The organism is Helicobacter apodemus, from assembly GCF_000765745.2.
Classification (GTDB): Bacteria; Campylobacterota; Campylobacteria; order Campylobacterales; family Helicobacteraceae; genus Helicobacter_D; species Helicobacter_D apodemus.
Map to the genome: position 1 here is coordinate 49655 of NZ_JRPC02000008.1, position 22577 is coordinate 72231.

At 31.9% G+C, this 22577-nt stretch carries 23 protein-coding genes; 5 read left to right on the top strand and 18 right to left on the bottom strand.

Annotated features, from left to right (window positions below; genetic code table 11):
- The first annotated feature begins 31 nt into the window (after positions 1-31).
- Both rsmA and LS72_RS04015 read left to right on the top strand, forming a co-directional pair.
- The gene (gene rsmA, locus LS72_RS04010) at positions 32-817 is read left to right on the top strand and encodes a 16S rRNA (adenine(1518)-N(6)/adenine(1519)-N(6))-dimethyltransferase RsmA (RefSeq protein WP_138155073.1); all 786 of its coding nucleotides are present in this window, start codon (positions 32-34) and stop codon (positions 815-817) included.
- 10 nt (positions 818-827) lie between these two features.
- Positions 828-2795 carry a ribonuclease J gene (locus LS72_RS04015; RefSeq protein ID WP_034553654.1) on the top strand — a complete coding sequence of 656 codons (1968 nt, stop codon included), beginning with the start codon at positions 828-830 and terminating at the stop codon, positions 2793-2795.
- Between the two features lie 1004 nt (positions 2796-3799).
- Here the strand turns inward: LS72_RS04015 and rpsI are convergent.
- The 14 genes from rpsI to LS72_RS04085 form a co-directional block, all read right to left on the bottom strand.
- Positions 3800-4189, bottom strand: coding sequence for a 30S ribosomal protein S9 (gene rpsI, locus LS72_RS04020; protein ID WP_034553651.1), 390 nt, complete (start codon positions 4187-4189; stop codon positions 3800-3802).
- 9 nt (positions 4190-4198) lie between these two features.
- Positions 4199-4618 (bottom strand): 50S ribosomal protein L13, encoded by a 420-nt coding sequence (gene rplM, locus LS72_RS04025; RefSeq protein ID WP_034553650.1) that lies wholly within the window; start codon positions 4616-4618, stop codon positions 4199-4201.
- A gap of 90 nt (positions 4619-4708) precedes the next feature.
- Entirely contained in the window at positions 4709-5968 is a 1260-nt protein-coding gene (locus tag LS72_RS04030; RefSeq protein ID WP_034553649.1) for an SLC5/6 family protein, read from the bottom strand.
- A 313-nt stretch (positions 5969-6281) separates the two neighbouring features.
- Positions 6282-6641, bottom strand: a complete 360-nt coding sequence (locus LS72_RS04035; protein ID WP_138155076.1) for a hypothetical protein — start codon at positions 6639-6641, stop codon at positions 6282-6284.
- A 14-nt stretch (positions 6642-6655) separates the two neighbouring features.
- Positions 6656-7420 carry a PulJ/GspJ family protein gene (locus LS72_RS04040; protein ID WP_034553646.1) on the bottom strand — a complete coding sequence of 255 codons (765 nt, stop codon included), beginning with the start codon at positions 7418-7420 and terminating at the stop codon, positions 6656-6658.
- Positions 7417-7638 (bottom strand): hypothetical protein, encoded by a 222-nt coding sequence (locus LS72_RS04045; RefSeq protein WP_034553645.1) that lies wholly within the window; start codon positions 7636-7638, stop codon positions 7417-7419. The genes LS72_RS04040 and LS72_RS04045 overlap by 4 nt, the downstream gene beginning before the upstream one ends.
- A complete protein-coding gene (locus LS72_RS04050; RefSeq protein ID WP_034553644.1) occupies positions 7638-8837 on the bottom strand; it encodes a type II secretion system F family protein in 1200 nt (399 codons plus the stop codon). The genes LS72_RS04045 and LS72_RS04050 overlap by 1 nt, the downstream gene beginning before the upstream one ends.
- Positions 8837-10252, bottom strand: coding sequence for a GspE/PulE family protein (locus LS72_RS04055; RefSeq protein WP_238700696.1), 1416 nt, complete (start codon positions 10250-10252; stop codon positions 8837-8839). The genes LS72_RS04050 and LS72_RS04055 overlap by 1 nt, the downstream gene beginning before the upstream one ends.
- Positions 10252-10857 (bottom strand): tetratricopeptide repeat protein, encoded by a 606-nt coding sequence (locus LS72_RS04060; RefSeq protein ID WP_034553643.1) that lies wholly within the window; start codon positions 10855-10857, stop codon positions 10252-10254. The genes LS72_RS04055 and LS72_RS04060 overlap by 1 nt, the downstream gene beginning before the upstream one ends.
- A gap of 2 nt (positions 10858-10859) precedes the next feature.
- The gene (gene mshL / locus LS72_RS04065; protein WP_034553642.1) at positions 10860-12323 is read right to left on the bottom strand and encodes a pilus (MSHA type) biogenesis protein MshL; all 1464 of its coding nucleotides are present in this window, start codon (positions 12321-12323) and stop codon (positions 10860-10862) included.
- A 1-nt stretch (position 12324) separates the two neighbouring features.
- Positions 12325-12582, bottom strand: a complete 258-nt coding sequence (locus tag LS72_RS04070; RefSeq protein WP_052087273.1) for a hypothetical protein — start codon at positions 12580-12582, stop codon at positions 12325-12327.
- On the bottom strand, positions 12579-13136 hold the full coding sequence (locus tag LS72_RS04075) for a hypothetical protein (RefSeq protein WP_052087272.1): 558 nt from the start codon (positions 13134-13136) through the stop codon (positions 12579-12581). The genes LS72_RS04070 and LS72_RS04075 overlap by 4 nt, the downstream gene beginning before the upstream one ends.
- The gene (locus LS72_RS04080; protein ID WP_034553641.1) at positions 13130-14209 is read right to left on the bottom strand and encodes a hypothetical protein; all 1080 of its coding nucleotides are present in this window, start codon (positions 14207-14209) and stop codon (positions 13130-13132) included. Before LS72_RS04080 ends, LS72_RS04075 begins: the two co-directional genes overlap by 7 nt.
- A gap of 131 nt (positions 14210-14340) precedes the next feature.
- On the bottom strand, positions 14341-15039 hold the full coding sequence (locus LS72_RS04085) for an MBL fold metallo-hydrolase (protein WP_034553640.1): 699 nt from the start codon (positions 15037-15039) through the stop codon (positions 14341-14343).
- Positions 15040-15109: 70 nt separating this feature from the next.
- On the opposite strand from LS72_RS04085, the gene LS72_RS04090 reads away from it, so the two are divergent.
- Entirely contained in the window at positions 15110-16201 is a 1092-nt protein-coding gene (locus LS72_RS04090; RefSeq protein WP_034553639.1) for a deoxyguanosinetriphosphate triphosphohydrolase family protein, read from the top strand.
- Positions 16202-16210: 9 nt separating this feature from the next.
- Here LS72_RS04090 and LS72_RS04095 read toward each other — a convergent pair whose 3' ends face one another.
- The 4 genes from LS72_RS04095 to moaA form a co-directional block, all read right to left on the bottom strand.
- Entirely contained in the window at positions 16211-16762 is a 552-nt protein-coding gene (locus LS72_RS04095) for a hypothetical protein (RefSeq protein WP_034553567.1), read from the bottom strand.
- Between the two features lie 8 nt (positions 16763-16770).
- Positions 16771-18834, bottom strand: a complete 2064-nt coding sequence (locus LS72_RS04100) for a TonB-dependent receptor domain-containing protein (RefSeq protein ID WP_034553568.1) — start codon at positions 18832-18834, stop codon at positions 16771-16773.
- A 505-nt stretch (positions 18835-19339) separates the two neighbouring features.
- The gene (locus LS72_RS04105; protein WP_034553570.1) at positions 19340-19777 is read right to left on the bottom strand and encodes a Dps family protein; all 438 of its coding nucleotides are present in this window, start codon (positions 19775-19777) and stop codon (positions 19340-19342) included.
- Between the two features lie 130 nt (positions 19778-19907).
- Positions 19908-20876: a GTP 3',8-cyclase MoaA gene (gene moaA / locus LS72_RS04110; RefSeq protein ID WP_034553571.1), complete on the bottom strand. Its 969-nt coding sequence runs from the start codon at positions 20874-20876 to the stop codon at positions 19908-19910.
- Positions 20877-20960: 84 nt separating this feature from the next.
- Here moaA and LS72_RS04115 point away from each other — a divergent pair, with 84 nt between their 5' ends.
- Entirely contained in the window at positions 20961-21524 is a 564-nt protein-coding gene (locus LS72_RS04115) for a molybdenum cofactor guanylyltransferase (protein WP_034553572.1), read from the top strand.
- Complete coding sequence (gene flhB / locus LS72_RS04120) at positions 21514-22575, top strand: flagellar biosynthesis protein FlhB (protein ID WP_034553574.1); 1062 nt, start codon at positions 21514-21516, stop codon at positions 22573-22575. The genes LS72_RS04115 and flhB overlap by 11 nt, the downstream gene beginning before the upstream one ends.
- Positions 22576-22577 lie beyond the last annotated feature (2 nt).

The following is a 22577-nucleotide window of genomic DNA, read 5'->3' on the forward strand; positions in this document are numbered from 1 at the left end:
ATGTCGCATTAATTTCAAGGTTTTTTACAAAATGAATAAGATTCTTGCAAAAAAGCATTTTGGGCAGAATTTCTTGAAAGATGAAAGTGTTCTAACACAGATAATCCAATCCATTCCCAAACTACAAAACACCCTTGAAGTTATCGAAATTGGGGCTGGCTTAGGTGATCTAACAAATAAGCTTTTAAGCTTAGGAAGTATCACTACTTATGAGGTCGATAAGGAGTTGGTTCCTTATTTAAAGGAACGTTTCAAACAAGCATTAAGCATGAGGGCTTTACAATTAGAAGTGGGTGATATATTACAAATATGGGAGAAAGAGAATTTAAGAGAAAAACCTTATTTTCTCATCTCTAATCTCCCCTATTATATCGCAACACCACTTATAATAAAAGCGATAAAAGATTCTATGTGCCGAGGGTTTTTAGTAATGGCACAAAAGGAGGTTGCATTAAAGTTTTGTGCAGATACAGGCGAAAGTGATTTTAGTGCATTATCCGTTTTGGCTAGAAGTATAGGGGAAGCAAAATTACTTTTTGATGTTTCTCCACAATCTTTTAATCCGCCTCCTAAAGTTACTTCTTCAGTGTTTTTACTCACAAAAACAAAATATGAAGAAAAAGACTTTTTGGAAAAATTAGAAAAATTATTAAAAATAGCCTTTAATATGCCACGAAAAACGCTTTTTAATAATCTTGCAAAAAGCTATGAAAAGGCAAAGATTCTAGAATGCTTGCAAAAGCTTGGTATTGGCATTAATAAAAGACCTCACGAAATTGATACTTTCTTTTATCACCAACTTTTGAAATTCCTATAAAGGCAGAACTATGGAAGAAAATAAACTAGAAACACAAAAAGGAAATAATGCTTCAAAAGATTACAAAGAGCAAAACAAAAAATACTTCAAATCCCGCCCAAAAGAAAAGAAAAACGATAGTATTCCAAACCAAAAAGGGCGATACAATAAAAAAGGAGATGGGCAAAACCCCAATAATGATAAATCCAAGCCCTACAATAAAAATTACAACAACAAAGATACGCAACAATCCAATGTGGATTTGAAAAAAAATGTTGAAATTAATGCAAAGATTCACCAAAGCTCTTTATCTATACACTCACAAGTACAGTTTAATCCTAATGGAAAAATAAGAATCACTCCACTAGGAGGATTAGGTGAGATTGGTGCAAATATGACAGTGCTTGAGACACAAAATTCGGCTATAATCATTGATGCAGGAATGAGCTTTCCTGATGATAACATGCACGGTGTAGATATTTTAGTGCCAGATTTTAGTTATTTAGAAATCATTAAAGACAAAATTGTTGGCATCATCATTACTCACGCCCATGAAGACCATATTGGTGCAATGCCTTATTTGTTTAAAAAATACCAATTTCCCATCTATGGGACTTCTTTACCCTTAGGGCTTATTGGATCTAAGTTTGATGAACATGGCTTAAAGCGATTCCGCTCCCTCTTTAGACCTATTGAGAAACGTAAGCCCATCAAAATAGGAGAATTTGAAATTGAATGGATTCATATTACCCATTCTATTGTAGATTCTAGTGCATTAGCTATTAAAACAGAGGCTGGACTAATCTTTCACACCGGAGATTTCAAGATTGATCACACGCCTATTGATGGCTATCCCACAGATTTAAATCGAATCGCTTATTATGGAGAACAAGGGGTATTATTGCTACTTAGCGATTCTACTAATTCCCACAAAGCAGGCTATACACCTAGTGAAGCAAGCGTAGGACCAGCTTTTGATTTACTTTTTTCGCGCGCCAAAGGACGCGTTATTATGAGCACTTTTAGCTCTAATATTCATCGTGTCTATCAAGCCATTCAACACGGAATCAAATATGGAAGAAAGGTTTCTGTTATAGGTCGCTCTATGGAGAAAAACCTAGAAATTGCTAGAACATTAGGCTATATTGAAATCCCACAAAATGTTTTTATAGAAGCCCACGAAGTAGCCAAATACCCCGATGAAGAGGTATTAATCGTTACCACAGGTAGCCAAGGAGAAACAATGAGTGCGCTCTATCGCATGGCAACAGATGAACATCGCCATATTAAAATCAAACCCACAGATATTATTATCCTTTCAGCCAAGGCTATTCCTGGCAATGAAGGTTCAATTTCTAATGTCTTAAATTTCCTTAACAAAGCAGGAGCAAAAGTTTATTATCAAGACTTTGGAGAAATCCATACTAGCGGACACGCTGCACAAGAAGAACAAAAGCTTATGCTTAGACTTGTAAAACCTAAGTTTTTCTTGCCCGTCCATGGGGAATACAACCATATCCTAAAGCATAAAGAAACCGCTATTTCTTGTGGTGTTAATGAAAAAAATATTTATCTTATGGAAGATGGCGACCAAATAGAAGTTGCGCATAATTACTTACGCAAAGTGCGTAGTGTAAAAACAGGAAAAACCTATATTGATAACCAAATTAGTGCGATAGTTACTAATGATGTTGTCCTAGATCGACAAAATCTTGCAGAAAATGGTATTCTCGTAGTAACTGCACAAATTGATAAGGCAAAAAACTCTCTTATCCAAAGACCTCGTATCTACTCTATGGGGATTATCTCTAATAAAGACACGATGAATTTTAATAAAGAAATTGAAGATTTCTTTGAGCTTTTTGTAAAAAATTGTAAAAAAGAACTTTATAGCAACCAAAAAGCTATGGAAAATGAAATCCGTAATTCTTTAAGAAAAATACTCTTTAAGAAACTAAAACGTTATCCCTCAATCCTCGTTAATGTTATTTTCTATTAGAATCCAAAGTGGATTCTAAGGTTTTTCTATCAAAATACTTTACATAGAGAAATCTAATTTGAGAGAAAAATAAAAATAGTTAGAAATAATCTTGGTATCACACAAGATGAGCTAACAAAGTATAATGAAATCTATGCAAAACATAAAAAACTTGAAACAAGAAAAAACAAACCCCACAAATAATACTTTGCAAAAACTTGCTACTGCCCTAAAAGTTGATAGCGATTATTTCCTCTCCTAATTAAGAAAAATCTATTCATCAATCTAAAACTCCATCCTAAACCTTAAACGATGATATTATCCCCGCCCTTTTTTATTAAAACATTTAGGCTTATCTCTTTTAAGGATTTACCTATTATTAGATAGGAGATTCTATATCCACACTACCGCAAGATTTTATTCTTAAAGCCATTGTCCCCTAATTAATAGTTTTGCAATTAGCTAGAATACTTCCTAAATGCCTCATTATCCTAAGAAATCTATCTCTAAAACCAAAAACTCTCGACTCAATCCTTAAAGAATCGTCCCTGAATTTTGACAATTTTTATGGGTAGTTTAAACCCTCTTTAATACAATTAAAGTTACTTTTTAGATAGGATTTTTAAAAAATTTCCTTAATTTTCTATTTCAATCTAATTTACAAAACAAATTACCACTTTATCTAAATTCCAAACTACTCATTCTATAAATTTTACATTTTGAAATAAAATATCCTTTTATAGCATTTTAGAACCCAACCCACTAGAGATTCCCCATAATACAAGGAATGTCGCATTAAATTAATTGCATTACCCCATCCCACAAAAAAATTAATATTTATTAAATTTTCTCTAAAAGAGCACCTACAAAACTCCATACATTTTCACTCATATTAGGACTCTTAAATTATTGTAAAATTTTTATTAGCATAATTCTTTTGTGTCATTAATGAAATAGGCAGATAAATTAGGATTTTGTGTAAGAAAAAGGATATTGGTAAAATCCAAGCAAAGCTTGAATCTTGATTATCGTTTTGAAAATTGTGGGCTTCTTCTTGCCTTTCTTTTTCCATATTTTTTACGCTCAACAACCCTTGAATCCCTTGTTAATAAACCCTTTGGCTTAAGAATGGCTCTAAAATTCACATCATAAGCTACAAGTGCCTTAGCAATTCCGTGCCTTAAGGCTTCTGCTTGTGCAGAATATCCACTCCCCATTGTTACAGCAATAATATCAACACTTTTTTCTTGTTTAGTTAAAAGCAGGGGTTGCATAACTTTCATTTTAATAGCTTCGTGTCCTCCCAACCAATTATTAAGACTCGTCTGATTAATACTTAATTTTCCACTCCCTGAAGTTAGCCATACTTTAGCAATTGCTGTTTTTCTCTTTCCTGTTGCATAAATTTTTGCCATTATTTGTCCTTACTTTGATACTTGTGCACTATGGGGATGATTGCCATCACAATATACTTTTAATTTCTTAATCATTGTTCTACCTAATTTTGTTTTAGGAAGCATTCCTCTAACCGCTAATTTATAAAGCTTTTCTGGATGTTTTTCTAGCATTTCCTTAAGCGTTTTAGATTTTGTGCTTCCAAAATAGCCTGAATGTGTGAAATATTCTTTATCTTCAAGTTTTACTCCACTAAATTTAGCCTTAGGTGCATTAATAATAACAACAAAATCTCCACAATCTATATTTGGGGTATAACAAGGCTTATGCTTACCTCTTAAAAGTGTCGCAACCTCTGCAACAAGCCGACCAAATATTTTACCCTCTGCATCAAGAACGATCCAATCGCGTTTGATTTCGTTGGCTTTTGCCATTTTGGTAATATTCATTATTTACCCTTTGTTTGGATTTAGTTTTAAAGTGAGGATTATAACAAACTTGTCTTATTTATAACTTAATTTAAGTTTATTTTAAATACTTTAAAAAAGCTTATATACTATACTAGCAATAGTCAAAAACCCCGTGATAAAAATAAAAATATCTAAAAGAGGATTCTTATATTTCTTAAGTTTGCTAACACTCCAAATCGCAATAATTGGCATAATAAATAAAATTGCTGCGATAATAGGACCCCCTAAATCCTCAATAAAACCTAAAATGCTTGGATTAATAAAACTTACAATGATGATAGTGATATACATAAAAAGTGTGCTAAAAATCTTGATACTCCCTATAGAAATATCTTTAAACCCAAATATTTTAAGCCCTTTCCGCACAATTCCATTTAATCCCTCATAGGCACCAAAATAATGCCCAAAAAATGAAGAAACAATTGCCAAAAAAGCAACAAGTGGGGCACCATAAGCAATAATGGGTGTTTCAAACTTATTAGCAAAATAAGAAAGAATAGGAATATTTGCCTCTCTTGCTGCTTGAAAATCATTAGGCTCTAAACATAAAATGCAGGAAAAAACAAAAAACATTACAAAAACCAACAACATTATAGAGGTTCTAAAAAGAATCTGATTAGCCTTATTTTCAGAATCTTTACCATACTTACGACGAACACTTAGCGTAAAGGTAGAAATAGCAGGAGAGTGGTTAAAAGCAAAAACAAGCACAGGTAAAGTAAGCCATACAACCTCAACAAACTCCTTAATACTTGGAGAAGTTCGAATAATCTCTAGCTTCCAATAAGGGATTAAATATAATGAAAAAGCAAACAACACAAAACAAAGAGGATATACAAGGATATTGCAAACTTTAGTTACCCATTCTTCTTTTAAAACCATAACGCTCATCATTAAACTTACCAATACAAAGGCTAAAACCATTCTAACGCTTGGATAAATGTTTAAAGTTTCTGTATCATAAAAACTAGTTAATTGCATCTGATGCACGAAAAAACTTGCAAAGGTATTAGTAATACCAACGCCATAGGCTAAACAAATAGGATAAATCGCAAAAAAATACAAAATGGTAATAAAAAAGCCTACTCCCTTTCCCCAATATTCTTCAGCAGCGTGAGTAATATCATGCTCTGTGCTTTTAGATTCATTAACAAAGCGGCTTAAGGCTCTATGGGATAACCACACCATAGGAAAAATTAATAAAGTCATAACCACTACAGGCCAAAACCCACCTGTTCCAGCTCTAATGGGTAAAAACAAAATCCCAGCTCCTACCGCTGTGCCAAATAGTGAGAGCATCCAACGTGTATCAAATTTATTCCATTGCATAAGAATTCCTTTCTTTTAAAATTTCAAACATTAACTAAAGAATTTTTAATTGTCAATGTATGGATAGGATTCTAAAAATTTAAACTTTGCATTTTAGTCCCAACTCATACTTGCTTACCCCCATAAATCAAACTTATTCATAAAAATAAATTAAAATATGCTTTTCTATATTTTCTATCATCACCTAGATTCATTCTTAAGGTATATGTTGATTAGTTTAAAGCACCACAAATTAAGATAAATGCAAAGAGAGGGCAAAAGTGCATAATTTATTCCTTGATTTAATATTGAAAAATGTTGCTAAATTACGACATTACCAATAAAGAAAACTTTGAAAACTCATAGAATATTTTTGTGATGCTCCCTCTTGTGTTCCCAAAATATCCACCCAATAAATCTCACTCCCCAAAGTATTTTCAACCCTTGTTAGAATAGCTTTATAATGATAAACCCTATCAAAACGCATAGAAAATTCTGCAAAATTGGACTTAGAGAAAGCAATTTGCTGATTTTGAAGTTTTTCTTTTAAAACATTTCTAAAACTCTGCATGTGCAACACTAGCCAAACTTGACTTTGGCTTTCTTGCAAAATACTTTGGATTAAAGCAGTCTTTTTAAGACTTAAGAAAAATATCATTCCACCCACTACAATAAGCAAAACAAAAGAAAACAAAATATAACCCCTCCTCAAAAACTCTCCTCTAAAACAATATGGCTTTTACAAAGTAAATCTTTAGGTTCTTTACAAAGTGTGAGTTTAAATCCAAATTCTACCCTCTCTAGCTCCATACTCTCTATAAAATCATCTAAAAGGTAGGATTTATCAGAGAATAAAAAGAGTTGATTATCCTTTAAAACAATTTTTTTATGAGCCCTCTTAGAATCTAGGAGATAAACCTTTGAAAAGAATGTTTGGGAAGCATCATTTATTAAAAATTCTGGTATTTGTGTAATGATTTCATAGGCATTTTGGGACAATATTTTTGCTCTAAATTTAGGAGTATAGTAATCTCTAGGACTATTATTAGGGTATAAAAACAATAATTCAAAGGGCTGTGAATAAAGAGTGCATAAGGCATTAAGACGCTCCTGAAATTGTTGATTAAGCGGTAAAACTGCAAGCTCTAAAGTATTACTCATTGTAGCCCTAGCAACAAGAGAGCTAAAACAAGGCAAAGAATAGTCCCCAAGATTCACCCATTGATTGCTTTTTTCTAAAAACTCTAAAGTATTATCCTGCAAGAAAATACTTTCAAAAACAGCTTTTTGAAGAATCTTTTGTATCTGTGCCATAGTATTAAGTAAAGAAATTTCTAACAAATACTTTTGCTCGCTACTTTGATAATCTGCATAAATAGCTAAAATACTCTTTCCACTTATTCCTGCTATTATTCCAACAATTAAAGCAGTAATTAATACCTCAACAAGGCTAAAGGCTTTAAATTTTTTCATTGGATATTAATAAGGGGGAAGGATTTATTGGCAGATAAATGATAAACACACTGCTTTTTAAGGGTATCACAAATAGGTATTTTTAAAGATTGAGCTTTAGAAGATTCTTCTTGCAATAAAACCTTAACAAAAAAGATAAAGCTAAAACTAACCATACTTAAAGCCATCAATAACTCTATAAGAGAAAATGCCCTAAAAGAATTTGGTGCAAATTTCATTAAAATGCTTTCATCTGTAAGGGTAACTCCCAAAGGGGCAAAAATATCCCCAAAGCAAGCCATAATACAAGCAGTCCTAAAAATACAATCATCACAGGTTCTAAAGCGGCCATTAAAGATTCGCTTCTGGTTTGCAATTCCTCTTTATGAAGTTCTAATATAACTTCTAAGGCTTCTAAAAACCCCTCCTCATCTTTAGCACTATGGATTAATCCTAAAGTCAATCTATCCCAAATGCCACTTTTCTCAAAACTCTCTGCTATACAAACCCCCTTTAAGATATATCCATAAATATCTTCTACCCTAAGCCTCAAATAAGTATTTTCAATACCTTTTGAAGAGATTTTTAAAACCTGCTCTAAAGGAATTTTACTCCGATAAAGCCAATAAAAACTTAGCAAAAATTGACTCATTGTATAATGATAAATAACCCTTCCTAAAAGAGGGAAAGATAAAGCGAGTTTAGAAAACTTCTCTTGAAGCAAAATAGAATGCTTATAAAACCAAATCCCAATAAGACTTATTAAGCAAATCCCAAAAACAATCCTCATTCCCCATTGCATAATTAAAGAGTGCATAAATAATAAACTTCTACTTACTAAAGGCAAATGTGCTTGAAAATCTAAAAACAAAGATTCGAATTGTGGGAGGACAAAAATCGTAATCCCTAAGAACACCAACACCATAACCATACTAACAAACAAGGGATAGAATAAGATTTTTTTAAAAATCTTTTGGTTTTTTTGACGATTTTTTAGCCCTAAAATAATAAACTCTAAAGCCTCAACAAGTTTTCCACTTTTATGCCCTATTTCAATCATCGAACAAATAAAATCTTCAAAGCCTGCTTCTAAAAAACAAAGCGGTAATGTTTTGCCCTTTTGTAGCCCAAAAAGGACTTTTTTAAATTTTAGCCTTAAAAGAGGATTATGGATTTGCAAAATAGTATCCTCTAGCACAGATAATAAGGGTATCTTTGCACTTAAGCCCAATTTTAATTGATAAAATACACTAATAAGCTCCCTAAGTTTAGGAGGATTAAGAATCATTATGTCCTCTAAAAAGCTCCCTTTAGGCAAAATCTCTAAAACAAAAACCTTCTCTTTTTGCAATCTTGCATAAAGGGATTTTTCATCCATAGCATAAAATCTTTGTGTATAGATTCTCCCCTCTTTTTTAAAACGTACCAAAAAACACATTATTTAACAACCCGATAAACTTCTTTTAAATCGGTAATTCCAAGCTCTACCTTTTTTAATCCTTGCTGATAAAGACTAAAATCTAAATCCCTCTGCCTTAACAACTCCAAAGCCCTCTGCTTATCTATCCTCTGATAAATAAAATCCTCTAAAACCTTATCCATCTCTAAAACCTCCGCAATAACTTCTCTCCCATTATATCCGGTGTTATTACAAATTACACAACCTCGTGAAACAAAAGAATTACCCTCTAAAACCTTGCATACGCAAAGCTTTCTTATAAGTCTTTGAGCAATAATTCCACTTAGTGATTGAGCAATAAAATAAGGCTCTAACCCCATATCCAACAAACGCACTATCGTATCTAAAGAATCATTAGTATGCAAAGTCGCAAAAACTAAATGCCCTGTAAAAGCTGCTTGAATAGCTATTTGTAAAGTTTCTCTATCCCGCACCTCCCCTAGAATTATCACATCAGGATCTTGCCGCAAAACATTTTTTAAAATATTAACAAAAGACATTTTTTGCCCAACTACCACTTGAGCAATCCTATGAAGCCGATATTCCACAGGATCTTCTAGGGTGATTATTTTTAGATTCTTATCTTTAATAATATTTAAAACCCCATACATTGTCGTGCTTTTACCACTCCCAGTAGGACCTGTTATAAAAACTAATCCATAAGGAAGTGAAAAAAGTCGCTTAATTTTCTCCATTTGTAGAGGTAAAAAACCTAAATCCTCTAAGGGAAAAAACGTTTTTTGCTTATCTAAGATTCTCAAAACTATGGACTCTCCCTCAATTAAGGGCAAAACAGAAACCCTAAAGTCTAACACTCTTTTAGAATCTTCTTTTAATAATTCTAAAGAGAATCTCCCATCTTGAGGTATCGTATTCTCTGTGATATTAAGATTAGCTAATAACTTTAAAGAAGTGCTAAGGGGAGCAAAAACCCATCCTTGAAAACTAAATCGCTCTATTAAAACACCGTCAATGCGAAAACAAATGCGACAATTCTCAAAATCTTTTTGAAAATGTATATCACTAGCCCTCTTAGATACTCCCTCTTGTAAAATTAATGTAACTAACTCTAAAATACTAGAATTTTTGCCCTCTGAAACCTTTTGAATCTCATCAAAAATTTGGGACAAAAGCCTTTTTAATCGCTCCTCTAACTTTAACCACAATAAGGCTTTGTTAAAATCCTCCCTACTAATTCTCCCAAACTCTAAAGTTTTTGCATTAAAATGCTTTTTAAAGAAATCGTGATATTTAAATTCATCAGCGTTTTTTAATCCAACAAATAATTTCTCATCATCATTTTTAACAATTATTGCTTGAAAATACTCTATTTGCTCTGTATTTAACAGCAAAGCCGCTTCTGCTTCAATATCCCCTAAACAAAAAGTTTTCACTAAATTTTATTCCCTTTTTGCATTTTCTCTAAAAGCATAGCAAGGTTTTCATCATAATAATGCACTAAAAACCGCTCTAAAATAGAAATAGCCTCCTCTTTATTGCCCTCTAAATACACACTTTTTATAAAAATCTCCCAACTTTTTATATTTTTAGGATCTGCTTGGTTGATTTGCAAGGCTAGGGTTTTTGCCCGCTTATAGTCTGCATTTGCTAAAGATTCTTGAGCCTCATAGAGCATAGTGGGTTTTTGTATGCTACTAAAAGAAAATTTCTTAAGATTCTTAGTTTCTGTTTTAAAAGCCATTTTAGATTCTTCTTGGATTAAGTCTTTATGCTCTATTATTGGGCTTAATTGTAAATACTTCAACGATACCCAACCTAATTTTGTTTCTAAAAAACCATTTTGAATAGAAAAATACTCACAAATAACATCATTACTATAAAGTTTCCCATCAATATTTGCGTGCATATTAGGAGACTCTCTTATATTTAAAGTCTGTGCTGCTACATACAAACAAGGCTTAAAAGGCTTTTTATCAAAAAATACTCCTAAAAGCATAACACAACCACATACTACACAAATAAATGCTAGTTTTAACATTGCTATTCCTCTATAAGTTTATAACCCAAAGATTCTAAGCTAAACACCCAATCTTCATTAATGATTTTTGGCTCTATAATAAAAACAATCTCTTCGGTATTTTGAATATCTTGAGAATAAGAAAAGAAGGTTTTGAGAAGAGGAATATCTCCTAAGAGCGGAATCTTATTTTCTTTTTTAGAAATATTTTGCGAAATGAGTCCCCCTAAAATAATCTTTTGGTTATTTTTAACCCTTACAATAGAAGAGAGCTGATTAGTCGTTAAATTAGGTGGGGTTTCAAAAGCATTACTTGGCAACTCTAACTTATTCTCCCTTGTTTTAGTAATAGAGGGGTTAATTTTAAGCATAATCTCATCACCAAAAACCAAAGGCGTAACATCAAGTAAAACCCCAGCAAAAATGGTTGGGTATTCATTACCTACATTAGTAAGGGTTGTTTGTGCGTTAATATTTTGGTAAATAGAGCTTTTTTTATAACGTAAAATATCCCCTACACTAATCATAGCAGGCTGATTGTTAAGCGTTAGAATCTTTGGGTTAGAGATGGATTGAACTTTGCCATAAGTCTTTAAAAATTCAATAATCCGCTCTAAGCTTAACCCTTGTGAAAAAATATTTATCCCATAAGAAACCAAATCCTTACCACTCCCGCCAACTACATTCAATCCGCTAACATTCCCAACCTCTCCGCTTCCTCCAAAATTAGGATTTTGAGTAAATGAAGGTATTACGAAGTTTTGCAAATTATATAATTCATTCCAATTAATCCCTGTTGTATTATTATGATTATGGGAGATACTTAGAATATTCACATCAATTAAAACTTGCTTTTGTAGCCTTTGGTGCAAACTCTGAATATAAGATTCAACTTTTTGCAAACTCTCTTTATCTGCCCTAACACTAATTAATCCAGCCCCTCTATTAACAATCACACTAGAATCTTTTTGTGTTTTATTTAAAAGCGATAAAATCTCCTCTTCAATCATATCCCAAAAATTAAAACCATCTTCACTGCTAATATCAATACCAGACTTACTCAAACCCTGTGCCATAGAATCCTTATAGGCATTTGCATAATTTTCATCATTATTAATAAACACTGAAGTGCTACTAGAACCTTGTCTATTAGTGCCAACATAGTTAATTTTAAAGGTTTTTATTTTTTCTATTTGCAAGGTTAAAAGATTATTTTCATATGTATAATGTAAATTTGCCACACCAAATAATAAATCAAAAACAAAATCTAAGTTTTTTTGCTTAAAATTTATTAATGGCAAAAGCTTATCAAGGCTTTTTTGCGTTTGTAAATCCTTATAAATAACACTAAAATAACATTCTTTAGCAAATTCATTTAAAACTTCGATAATTTTAACACTTGCATCTTCTAAGGAGAGATTAAATAAACGATTTTCACAATTTCCATAGACAATGCTACAAAAACATATAATCCACAAAAATCGCATACTACTCCTCCAAAAACCTCTTTTTCATCAAACAAATTTTCTTTTCGCCTAAAATAACGCAATCTCCTTCAATCTTTTTAATGGATAATCCCTCAAAAGTATCTTTTACTTGATACCATTTTCCATTAAGATTTATTTTTTCATCCATAATTCCTAACAATTTAATAAAATCCCTATCCCCATAAAAAAAGGGATCATAAGAAAAAAACTCTTCACTCAAAACTTGCAACGCAATAAGCAAAAAAGCATATCTGCTCAAAACTCCTCCTTAACATCTAAAAGCTCTATTTGCATAATAAAATCTAAATTATTAGCATTAGGATAAATAGAAAAATCTATGATTTTTAAAGCTTTAAAAAAACTTTCCATTTTAAAAAGAAACCCAAAAACATTTTTAAAAGTTCCACTCCCCTCTAAAAATATTTGTTTCTCTTGTGCTAAAATAAACCTCTCTAAAGCAAATTCTTGAGCGAATAACTTAAATTGTGTAATAACACTAGAATTTGTTTGGATGAGAAACTTTTGTTTCTCTTGTGCGGATAAAGTTGCCTCTAAATCCGCAATAGTTTGTTCTAATTGGTGAATATTATTTTCTTCAACAACTTTTAAAAACTCCTTTTGTAATTGGGATAAATAACTTTGAAGCTCTTTAGATTGTGTTTTTTGATAATACCAAGAAGATTCCGCCCTTTGTAACAACCCCCACAAAGGAAGCATAGCAAAGGCAAAAAAACAAAAGCAAAAAAGTAAAATCCTCTCCCTAAGAGTTCTTTGCTTAATCCACATCTCTAATAGCTCTAAAAACCCTACCAACTCTTAAGCCTCACAAAATAAAAAGACGAAATAGGCTCTAAGGCTTCTAAAACTCCTAACCCCTTTTGTTCTAAAAACTCAATAAACTCTAAAGTATATTCTCCCATAAGCAGCATCTCATAAGCATCTTGAGAATAATGAAAATAAGCAATTTTAATATTATTTTTCTCTAAAGATTCACGAGCTTTTGTAAAAAATACCATAAAAGATTGTTTAGGCATAAACTTCTGCAAATAGGTTTCATTAAACGCTATTTTTTCTTGAAGCTCAAAATATTTCTCGCTCAATGCTTTAAAATCCTTTTCATTCCCACTATATCTTTGGTATTCTAATTGTTGTAATTGAATTTGTTTTTTTAAATCTTCATTGTGTCTTTTCTCTAAGAGCGTCAAAAACTCTAAAGCTAAAGGATAACCCATTCCCAAAAACATTCCCACAGCACTCACTAAAACTAGTTTTCCTATATTTTGTCTCCAAAAGGGAGTGCTCTCTTTAGTCGTAATAAAGTTTAACACTTTAGGGTGATTTAATAAATTTAGCTCCTGTGTATAAACATCAACCAATCCAATCTCTCTATTAATATACCCTTTTAAACCCTGTCTTAGATTATCACTTCCACACCAAAGATGAAAATCCTTGGTTATTTCTTGCTCTATCTTATCAAGCGATTCCATAATTTTTTTATGCTCTAAAATATCTAAAAAAACAATAGATTCTTGATAATAAACAATAATGCCAAACTCTAAGGGACTAATACAATCTGCAAGAATAAAAACATTAAAATCTTTATCATTGGGTAAAAAGGCTTGGGTTAAAAAAATAGGATTAGTTAAAAATGTAGTTTCTTTAGTAATATATTGAGTAAAATTATCTACACAAGCCACAATACAATGGAATAAATTAGGACTTAAGGCATTATTAAAGCTTAAAAAATACTCACGATCTCGCTTTAAACCAAAAATTAAACAAATCTGCTCTTCCAAACTATCACGCAAACACTCTTTATTCAGTCTTTGTTCATTCATCTCTAGTGAATAAAAAGTAATTTCTTTTAAGGGCAAATAAGCAACCACAAAGCTCCCTAAATTTCATTTAAATTTAATATGCCCTAATTCTATCGCAATTAGCAGGGATAAAAAAATATTTACTTTATTTTAATGATAAAAAATCTCAAAAATGTTACTTTTTATCTTGTTATACGCTATTAAATCCTAGCCAACCAATAAGGGATATTCTCCTTTTCTGAAAACACATCTGTGCTGCCTCCGTGTCCGGGAAAAACAGGCATATTTTCTTCAAAGTTCAAAAAAGATTCTAAACTCTTTTTCATCGCCTCTGAAGAGGAATAAGGAAAATCACTACGACCAATAGAACGATAAAAAATAAAATCCCCGCTAAACATTATTTTCTCCTCTGCCTCTTTATGGGATAGGATAATCACACTACAACCCGGAGTATGTCCGGGATAGCAAATAAACTCTATAGAAAAATTATTAAAGCTATAGCAGTTTTTACGATTAAGATTTTGGATATTTGCCATCTTTTCTTCTATTTTTTCTCCCTCTTTTGCACCCACTAAAATATCCGGCGTTGATGAGGGCAATCCCGTGCTAAAACAATCACTTTTAAGCATAAAAGCATCTTCAAAGGGACAAAGAAGAGGAATTTGTGCGAAATGTTCTTTTAAGGCAGCATTACTCCAAGTATGATCAAAATGTCCGTGCGTATTTAAAATCGCTAATGGCTTTTTAACATTTTGCAACACCCAATTTATAGCATTAATCCCCGCATCAATAATCAAAGATTCTTGAGTATTTTTATCAAAGGCTACATAACAATTTGTCTGATACTCCCCAAAAGGTTGCATTAAGACTTTAAAAGCATTATTTTCAAAAACATTCATAAAAATTCCTTAAGTTTTTCGTAAATCTTAGCATAAAGGCGATAAAATAAAAACAAAAACAAGGATTGCAATGCAACCCCATTATCGTTTTTACCCTTCTACGGAGGATTTTAGAGATGCCTTTAGTAGAGATAGGGATAGGATTATTCATAGCTCTTATTTTAGGAGATTAGAATACAAAACACAGGTCTTTTTAAACTCTAGCGGGGATTATTTTCGCACCCGCTTAACCCACTCCCTAGAGGTTAGCCAAATTGCTAGAACCCTCTCTTGCCATTTAGGGCTTAACCAAAATTTAGCAGAAGCCATTGCTTTAGCCCACGACTTAGGGCACACACCCTTTGGACACGCAGGAGGAGATGAACTTGATAAAGTCTTAAAAGCCGATGGATATAGTTGTGGATTTGAGCATAACTTTCAATCTTTTAGGGTGGTTACAAGCCTAGAAAAACGTTACCAAAATTTTAATGGGTTAAACCTTTGTTTTGCGACTTTAGAAGGCATACTCAAACATTCCTATCCTTACGAAAAACCCTTTTTAAAGGATTATTATAAAGAAACTTTTAAGCTAAACTTCCACCCAAGCCTAGAAGCTATTATTGTAGATTTATCCGATGAAATCGCTTATATTAGCCACGATATTGATGATGGAATTAAATACCACCTTATTGATTTTGACACCCTAGCAGAAAGTACTCTTGTAAAAAGCTGCATAGAATATGTGCAAAAGGAAGAAAAAATTTCTTTTAAAGAATCTATTTTTCGCCACCGCTTCACTTCAAGACTTATTACCTTACTTGTGTATGATTTGCTAGAGCATAATCCATCTTTTAAACAAACAACTCCACAATGCTTTGTTTATCCATCCCACAGCCCTTTGCCTATAACTCATACAAAAAGCATACAAAAAGAGATAAAGATTCTTAAAAAAATTCTTTTTAAATATCTTTACCGCCACGAAGAGATTTATAAAAAAATGTTTATGGGAAAACTTTGCATTAAAAAGCTCTATGAATGCTTAAGTAATGATACCGCCCTATTACCTAAAGATTTACAACTTAAAATAGAGCAAGGAGCAAAAACCCATAGAATATGTGCAGATTATATCGCCTCAATGACGGATAGATATGCCATAGCCCTTTATAAAGAATTGGGTTTTTAGCAATTTCTGCTAAATACTATAATAAACTGCTAAAGCAGTGATAGCAAATCCTAAAATAATGGTAATCAAAGAACCTTTTCTATCTTTTTTGCAAAATGCGGTCATAAAAAGACCAGAGAGATACAAAATAACCAAGGCTATAGAAAATCCAACCGCTAAAATATCAAAATAATATTTCCCAGCAGACTTATGTAATAATAACAACACTCCATACAAATTTCTATTGATACTTCGCAAAATATACCCACCATCTTTGTCTTTACTAAGTATTACTTGATACTTTAAAGTTCCCATAATTATAGAATTCCTTGCTAAACGCACTTCTGTTTTTTTGGGTATTTTTAAGCCATTAGCTTCTAATGTCGCTAACATAACAGCTCTCTCTTCTCCTTTTGGTATATCTTGAAATACTTTGATTTCTGAAATTTCTGCTCCAGCATTTTGACGAATATCAAAAATATACAAAGAACCCGTAATGGCATAAATAAGTGCCATAGGTATAAAAAATAAACTAACATATAGATGGATTTGCATCCAAGTTTTATTGCTAATTAAGCGCATACAAAATCCTAAAAGTCCATTTTATAATTAATCCAAAAATTTCTACGTTCTGTATAATCTTGGTAAGAATTGGCATAAGCAATTCCATTTCTTCCAGATTTATATTCATAAGGGAGAAAAAAGTTTTTATCTAAGAGGTTATTAACCACCACACTAATACTAGAATTTTTTGTCATTTTGTAACTCATTCCTAAATCTACAACCCAAAAATCCTTATATTTATCCATTCCAGGTATTGCTCTCCTACCACCACCTTTAGAAATAGCAATAGCATCTAAACGTGCTGTAGTCTTTAAAAAACTACCAAACCTTCCTTGTTTATAATTTAGTTTAAGCATTGCAATATGTTTAGGGATATTCTCTACCCTCTCACCTCCTAAGGCATTTTTTACACCATCTTGGTATTTTTTCATCGTATAAGTGTAATTAGCAGTGGTGCTAAATCCTCTATAAGTAGCACTATTTAACCCAACTTCTAAGCCTCTTACCTGATTCTTGCCTCTATTAATGCGGTAACTACAATCGATTCCATTATTACTACAAACAATCCCATTAGGTAAAGTAGCTCCATCGGCATAGGTATCAGAAGATAGCTCATCTTTAAAATTTGTTTGGAATGCGGTGATGTTTGCATTACCATAATTAAAAATATCAAAAATCATTCCTATTTCATAGTTAAGACTAGATTCTGGCTTTAAGTTAGGATTCCCATAAGCTCCTGCACTAAATTCAGAATTACTCAAATGTTTCGCTTCAGGTGTTTTATATCCCTTAGCAATACCTGCTTTAAGAGTTACCCAATCTGTAATATTATAAACCAAATAACCCCTAGGAATATATTCCCCACTAAATAAATTGCTCTGTGTATAGCGCAATCCCCCTGTTAAAATGAGATTATCCGTTATAAAATATTCTGCTTCCATATAAGGCAATATAGTATTTTGGTCTTGATTCTTGCCTTTAAGCACTCCTGCATTATCGGCAAAGGTTTTAAAGTTTTCATACAAATACTGCACGCCCATACTTAAAGTCGTGCTTCCAAAACTTGGTAATTCAAAAGGAATAACCGCTTTGCTTTCTGCAACATACACTTGACTTTCTACCCTTGCACCTTGGGTTGTAACATTAGTTCGATAGTTTTTAGAAGAGCTCCCCTTTTCCTTAGTTAGGTTTGCTTGTAGATAAGTATTTGTCGTGCCAAATCCATAAGAACCATCGTGATTAAGGACTATTCCATTCCTATAAAATTTTTTATGCGAAGAAACAAGTGCTCCAGAAGTGTTATTAGTATCTGTCTTTTGTGTATAATGCTCCGCATCAAGATAAATATTATTTTGTGAATCTAAGCCCCAATTTAACCTTCCTCCGATATTGCCTATATTAAAGGCTCCTGGAGAGTGGCTAGCATAAATGGAATTAGGATTGCTAGGATTAGTTAATGTAGGCCATTTTAATTCAGTCTTTTCCCTATTTTTTAGAGAACCTCTTAAAGACAAAGATAAATCTTTAGTCAAAGGGAATGCCATATATCCACTAGCTCCTCGCATATGCCCATAACGATTATAATGCTGTTGGGCTTGAGTTTCTAATGAGATTGAACCTGTGAATTGGCTAGGATTCTTTTTAGTAATAATATTAATCACTCCACCTACCGCATCACCACCATAGAGCGTAGAAGCTGGACCCTTAATAACTTCAATCCTCTCAATCATAGAAATAGGAGGGAGGTAGGCATTATCTGCCTCCCCGAAACCATTACTTTGAAATCCTCTTACAGTATTAGTTCTTTTGCCATCAATAAGCACTAAAACATAAGTTGAGGCATAGCCTCGAATATTAAAAGTATAAATCCCAAGTTTTGTCATGGTAACATCTACTCCTGGGACATCTCTAATGGCATCTGCTATATCCCTAATAGGTCGGGATTGCAGCTCTTCTTTTGTAACCACAGAAATACTTGCTGGGGCTTCTTTTAAATCTTGAGAAAAACCACTAGCACTTACAACTGAAGAATCTAACCTGTAAGTTTCTGCGGCATTTAAGCTACAAATGCCCCCCCCCCCCCGACTAATAACGCTATACTAAAATTTAAAAATTTTTTCATTAATTGCCCCTTTAAAAATCTTTTAAGCTTAATTTCGATCATTCGATCAACAGAAATCTAACAAATTATTTCTTTTATTAATATTAATAATAGCTATTATTTTATAGATAGATTTTTTCCAAATAAATGATCCTCAATCTTTTTGCTTTTGTTAGGATTCTTTAAAATCTCCTTCTTAACTTAAACTTTCATCACCATAAATATAAAAATTTACTTGAATCTTAAAACTCACAGACAAGAGCAAGGATATAGTTTTATTAGGAAATCTAATACATAAGTTTGAGTTAAAATCTATACTAAATTAAAGAAAGAAAGTTTAAAAAGAAAGCATTAAAAGTAAAAGATTCAACTAGAGGTAGAAATCCTGAAATTATAAACAAAGTGTATTACAAAAAAGTATAAACGCTATTTAAAATATATAAAGAATTTTTTAGAAGAGGGTTGCTACACAAGCACCAAAGCGGTGCTAAAGTTTAGGCAAGCTGGGCTTTTAACATCCAAATTGCTTTTTCTAAAGTTGCAATTTTTTCATCTGCTAAAGCAGTTGTTGCTTTATCATTTGCGCCTCCTGCGGCATCTGATAATTCTTTAAAAGATTTTAAAAAATATTCATAATCTGGGAGAATAGCTTTTACAATGGTTTTAGAATCAAAACTTGTTTTACTCTCTTCTTTAATCTTACTATGAGAAAGCATATCTTTAATTGTTACATAAGGTTTCTCCCCAATTTGTAAAATCCTCTCTGCCATATCATCCATCAAATCTGCCATATCATCATACATACCCTCTAATGCTGTATGCACAGGATGAAAATCCATTCCTTTTACATTCCAGTGATAATTATGCAATTTGATATAAAAAACCGCAGAATCTGCTTGAATTTGTTTAAGTATTGGAACAACTTTACTCATATTAAACTCCTTATTAAAATTTCGTTTTATTATATCACTTTTACGAATTAAAAGCTAATGAAATTATACTCAATAATTATTAAAAGAAAATTATTATTATTTAATAATTATTAAACTTTATTTTATGATTTTATCCACCTGTTTTGTAAAACGCACGCATTGAAGTTTGATTTTCATTCCAATCATTTTTTTCTGGTTTATTTTCTATACAAAGCTTCAAGCTTTTTAATATCTCTTGACTATCCCCATACAACATTGCTTCTTTAATATCAATAGCATTTTCGTGATAAAGACAGGGTATTAATTTACCTTCACTACTTAAGCGAATCCTATTACAAGTTTTGCAAAAGTCATCATTATGAGGGGCGATAATTCCAAAAATATAGGATTCTTGTGCTTGTGTAATCTCAAAGAGTGTAGCAGGTCCAAAAATATCTTGTTGTAATAGTTTAAAAGTGTATTTTTTCTCAATTTTCTCTAAAATCTCTCTTGCCTTTAATCCTTTTGTATCATTTTTAGCGTGAGCATTTTCCATAAATTCAATAAAACGGACACCAACACCTAAATGCATTCCATATTCTAAAATATCCAAAACCTCATCGTCATTAATGTTTTTTAAAGGAACCATATTCAGTTTTATCAAAAACCCTTCCTTTTTAGCAGCCTCAATGCCTTGTAGAATTTTTTCTAATCCATTTCTTTTAGAGATACATTGAATCGTTTCTTTCTTTAGAGAATCTAAAGAAATATTAATACGTTTTAATCCTACTTCCTTTAGAGGCTTTGCAAGAGGGGCTAAAAGATAAGCATTGGTTGTTAGGGCAATATCAATATCTGGATTTAATTGATAAATTTGTGCGATAAAATCTACAATACCTTTTCTAAGGAGTGGTTCTCCTCCAGTAATTCGTATTTTTTTCACTCCTTCATTAATAGCAACTTTAATAAAACTTAATACGCCCTCTAAAGGCACATCCTCTTCTTCACTTCCTATATTCATAGGAATATTTGGCATACAATAAACACAACGAAAATTACAACGTTGTGTAACACTAATGCGTATATAATCAATAGTGCGTCCAAAGCTATCTACTAACAATAAAACTCCTAAAATTTTATTGCAAATCATAGTCTTAAGAATATTAAAAAAAGCTATAATTTGCTAAAACTTTAAAGGACAATTTTGCTAACTTGTATTATTTTATCTGGTGGAAAAAGCTCAAGAATGGGTATATTAAAGCAAAATTTGGATTTCTTCGGAGAGAGTCTAGCGAATTTTCAAGCTAAAAACTTTTGTCAAATTTTTAAAGATTTATATTTCTCTAGCAAAACCCCTATCAGTAATGATTATAATATCCCAACCATTTTAGATAATGAAAATACTTTTGCACCCATTTTTGGGCTAAAAAGTGTTTTAGAAACCTTGCAACAAAATATTTTTGTTATCTCTATAGATACACCTTTTTTACAGAAAAATTCTGTTTTAAAAATTATAAAATCTTTTCAACAACACCAAAACGCGACCTTTGCAAAAAATGCAAAGACTCATCCACTTATTGGAATCTATCCCAAAGATTCTTTATCCGTTATTAACTCCCAAATTCAAAAGGGCAACTATAAGCTAATGGACTTATTAAAAAATATGGGATCTTTAGAATTTATTAAAATAAGCAATCAAGAAAGTAGGAATTTAAATTACCCAAAAGACTACCAACAAGCAATTAAGGGCATAATAAATGGCAGATGAACAAGAAAAAACCGAAGCCCCCTCTGCACGTAAAATTCAAAAAGCAAGAGAAGAAGGTAATGTCTTAAAAAGCCCAGATGTTAATGCCTTTTTAGGGTTAGTCGTAGGGCTTATATTAGTTTTTTTATGTTTTAACTTTTGGATTAAAGGCGTTGGCAATATCTTTGAAAATGTTTATAGCTATTTTAACGAAGATTTTTCACGCAATAACGCTATGTCTTTAGCTATCTCATTAGCCTTTCAAATGTTATTATTGCTTGCACCAATTTTTGCCTCTTTAATGATCGCTGGAATAGTAGCAAATATTTTCCAAAGCGGGTTTTTACTAACAACAAAAGCCATCCAACCAAAGTTACAAAAACTCAATTTTATCTCTGGACTTAAAAATCTTATTTCTATGAAAAAACTCCTAGATGGTTTTTTAATTACTTTTAAAGTCCTAACTGCTTTTGTTATTGCTTTTTTTGTATTTTTAAGTTTTATAAAAGAGCTTACCACTATCTCACTTTTTCCTGTTGGGGAACAAATGATTTGGTTTAAAGATAAAGCCCTTATTCTTATTGCGATTTTATTAACTTTTTTCTTAATTATGGCGACTTTAGACTATTTTCTTAAACGTTATCAATATTATAAATCCCTAAGAATGACTAAACAAGAAGTTAAAGATGAATTTAAAAACCAAGAAGGGGATCAACAAATCAAAGGAAAGATTCGCTCTTTAATGTTTCAAGCTGCTAAAAAACGGATGATGCAAAATATTCCAAATGCTGATGTTGTAGTAACTAACCCTACACATTATGCAGTAGCCTTACGTTATGATAATACTAAAGAAAAAGCTCCTAGAGTGCTTGCTAAAGGGGTAGATTTCTTAGCCCAAAAGATTAAAGAAATTGCCAAAGAACACAAAATACCCATTATAGAAAATCCTCCCCTAGCAAGGGCACTTTATAAAGATGTAGATATTGATAAAGAGATTCCCCAATCCCTTTATCAAGCAATGGTTGAAGTTTTAATTAAAGTGCGTAAAATCAATGATGAAAAGAAAAAATAAAA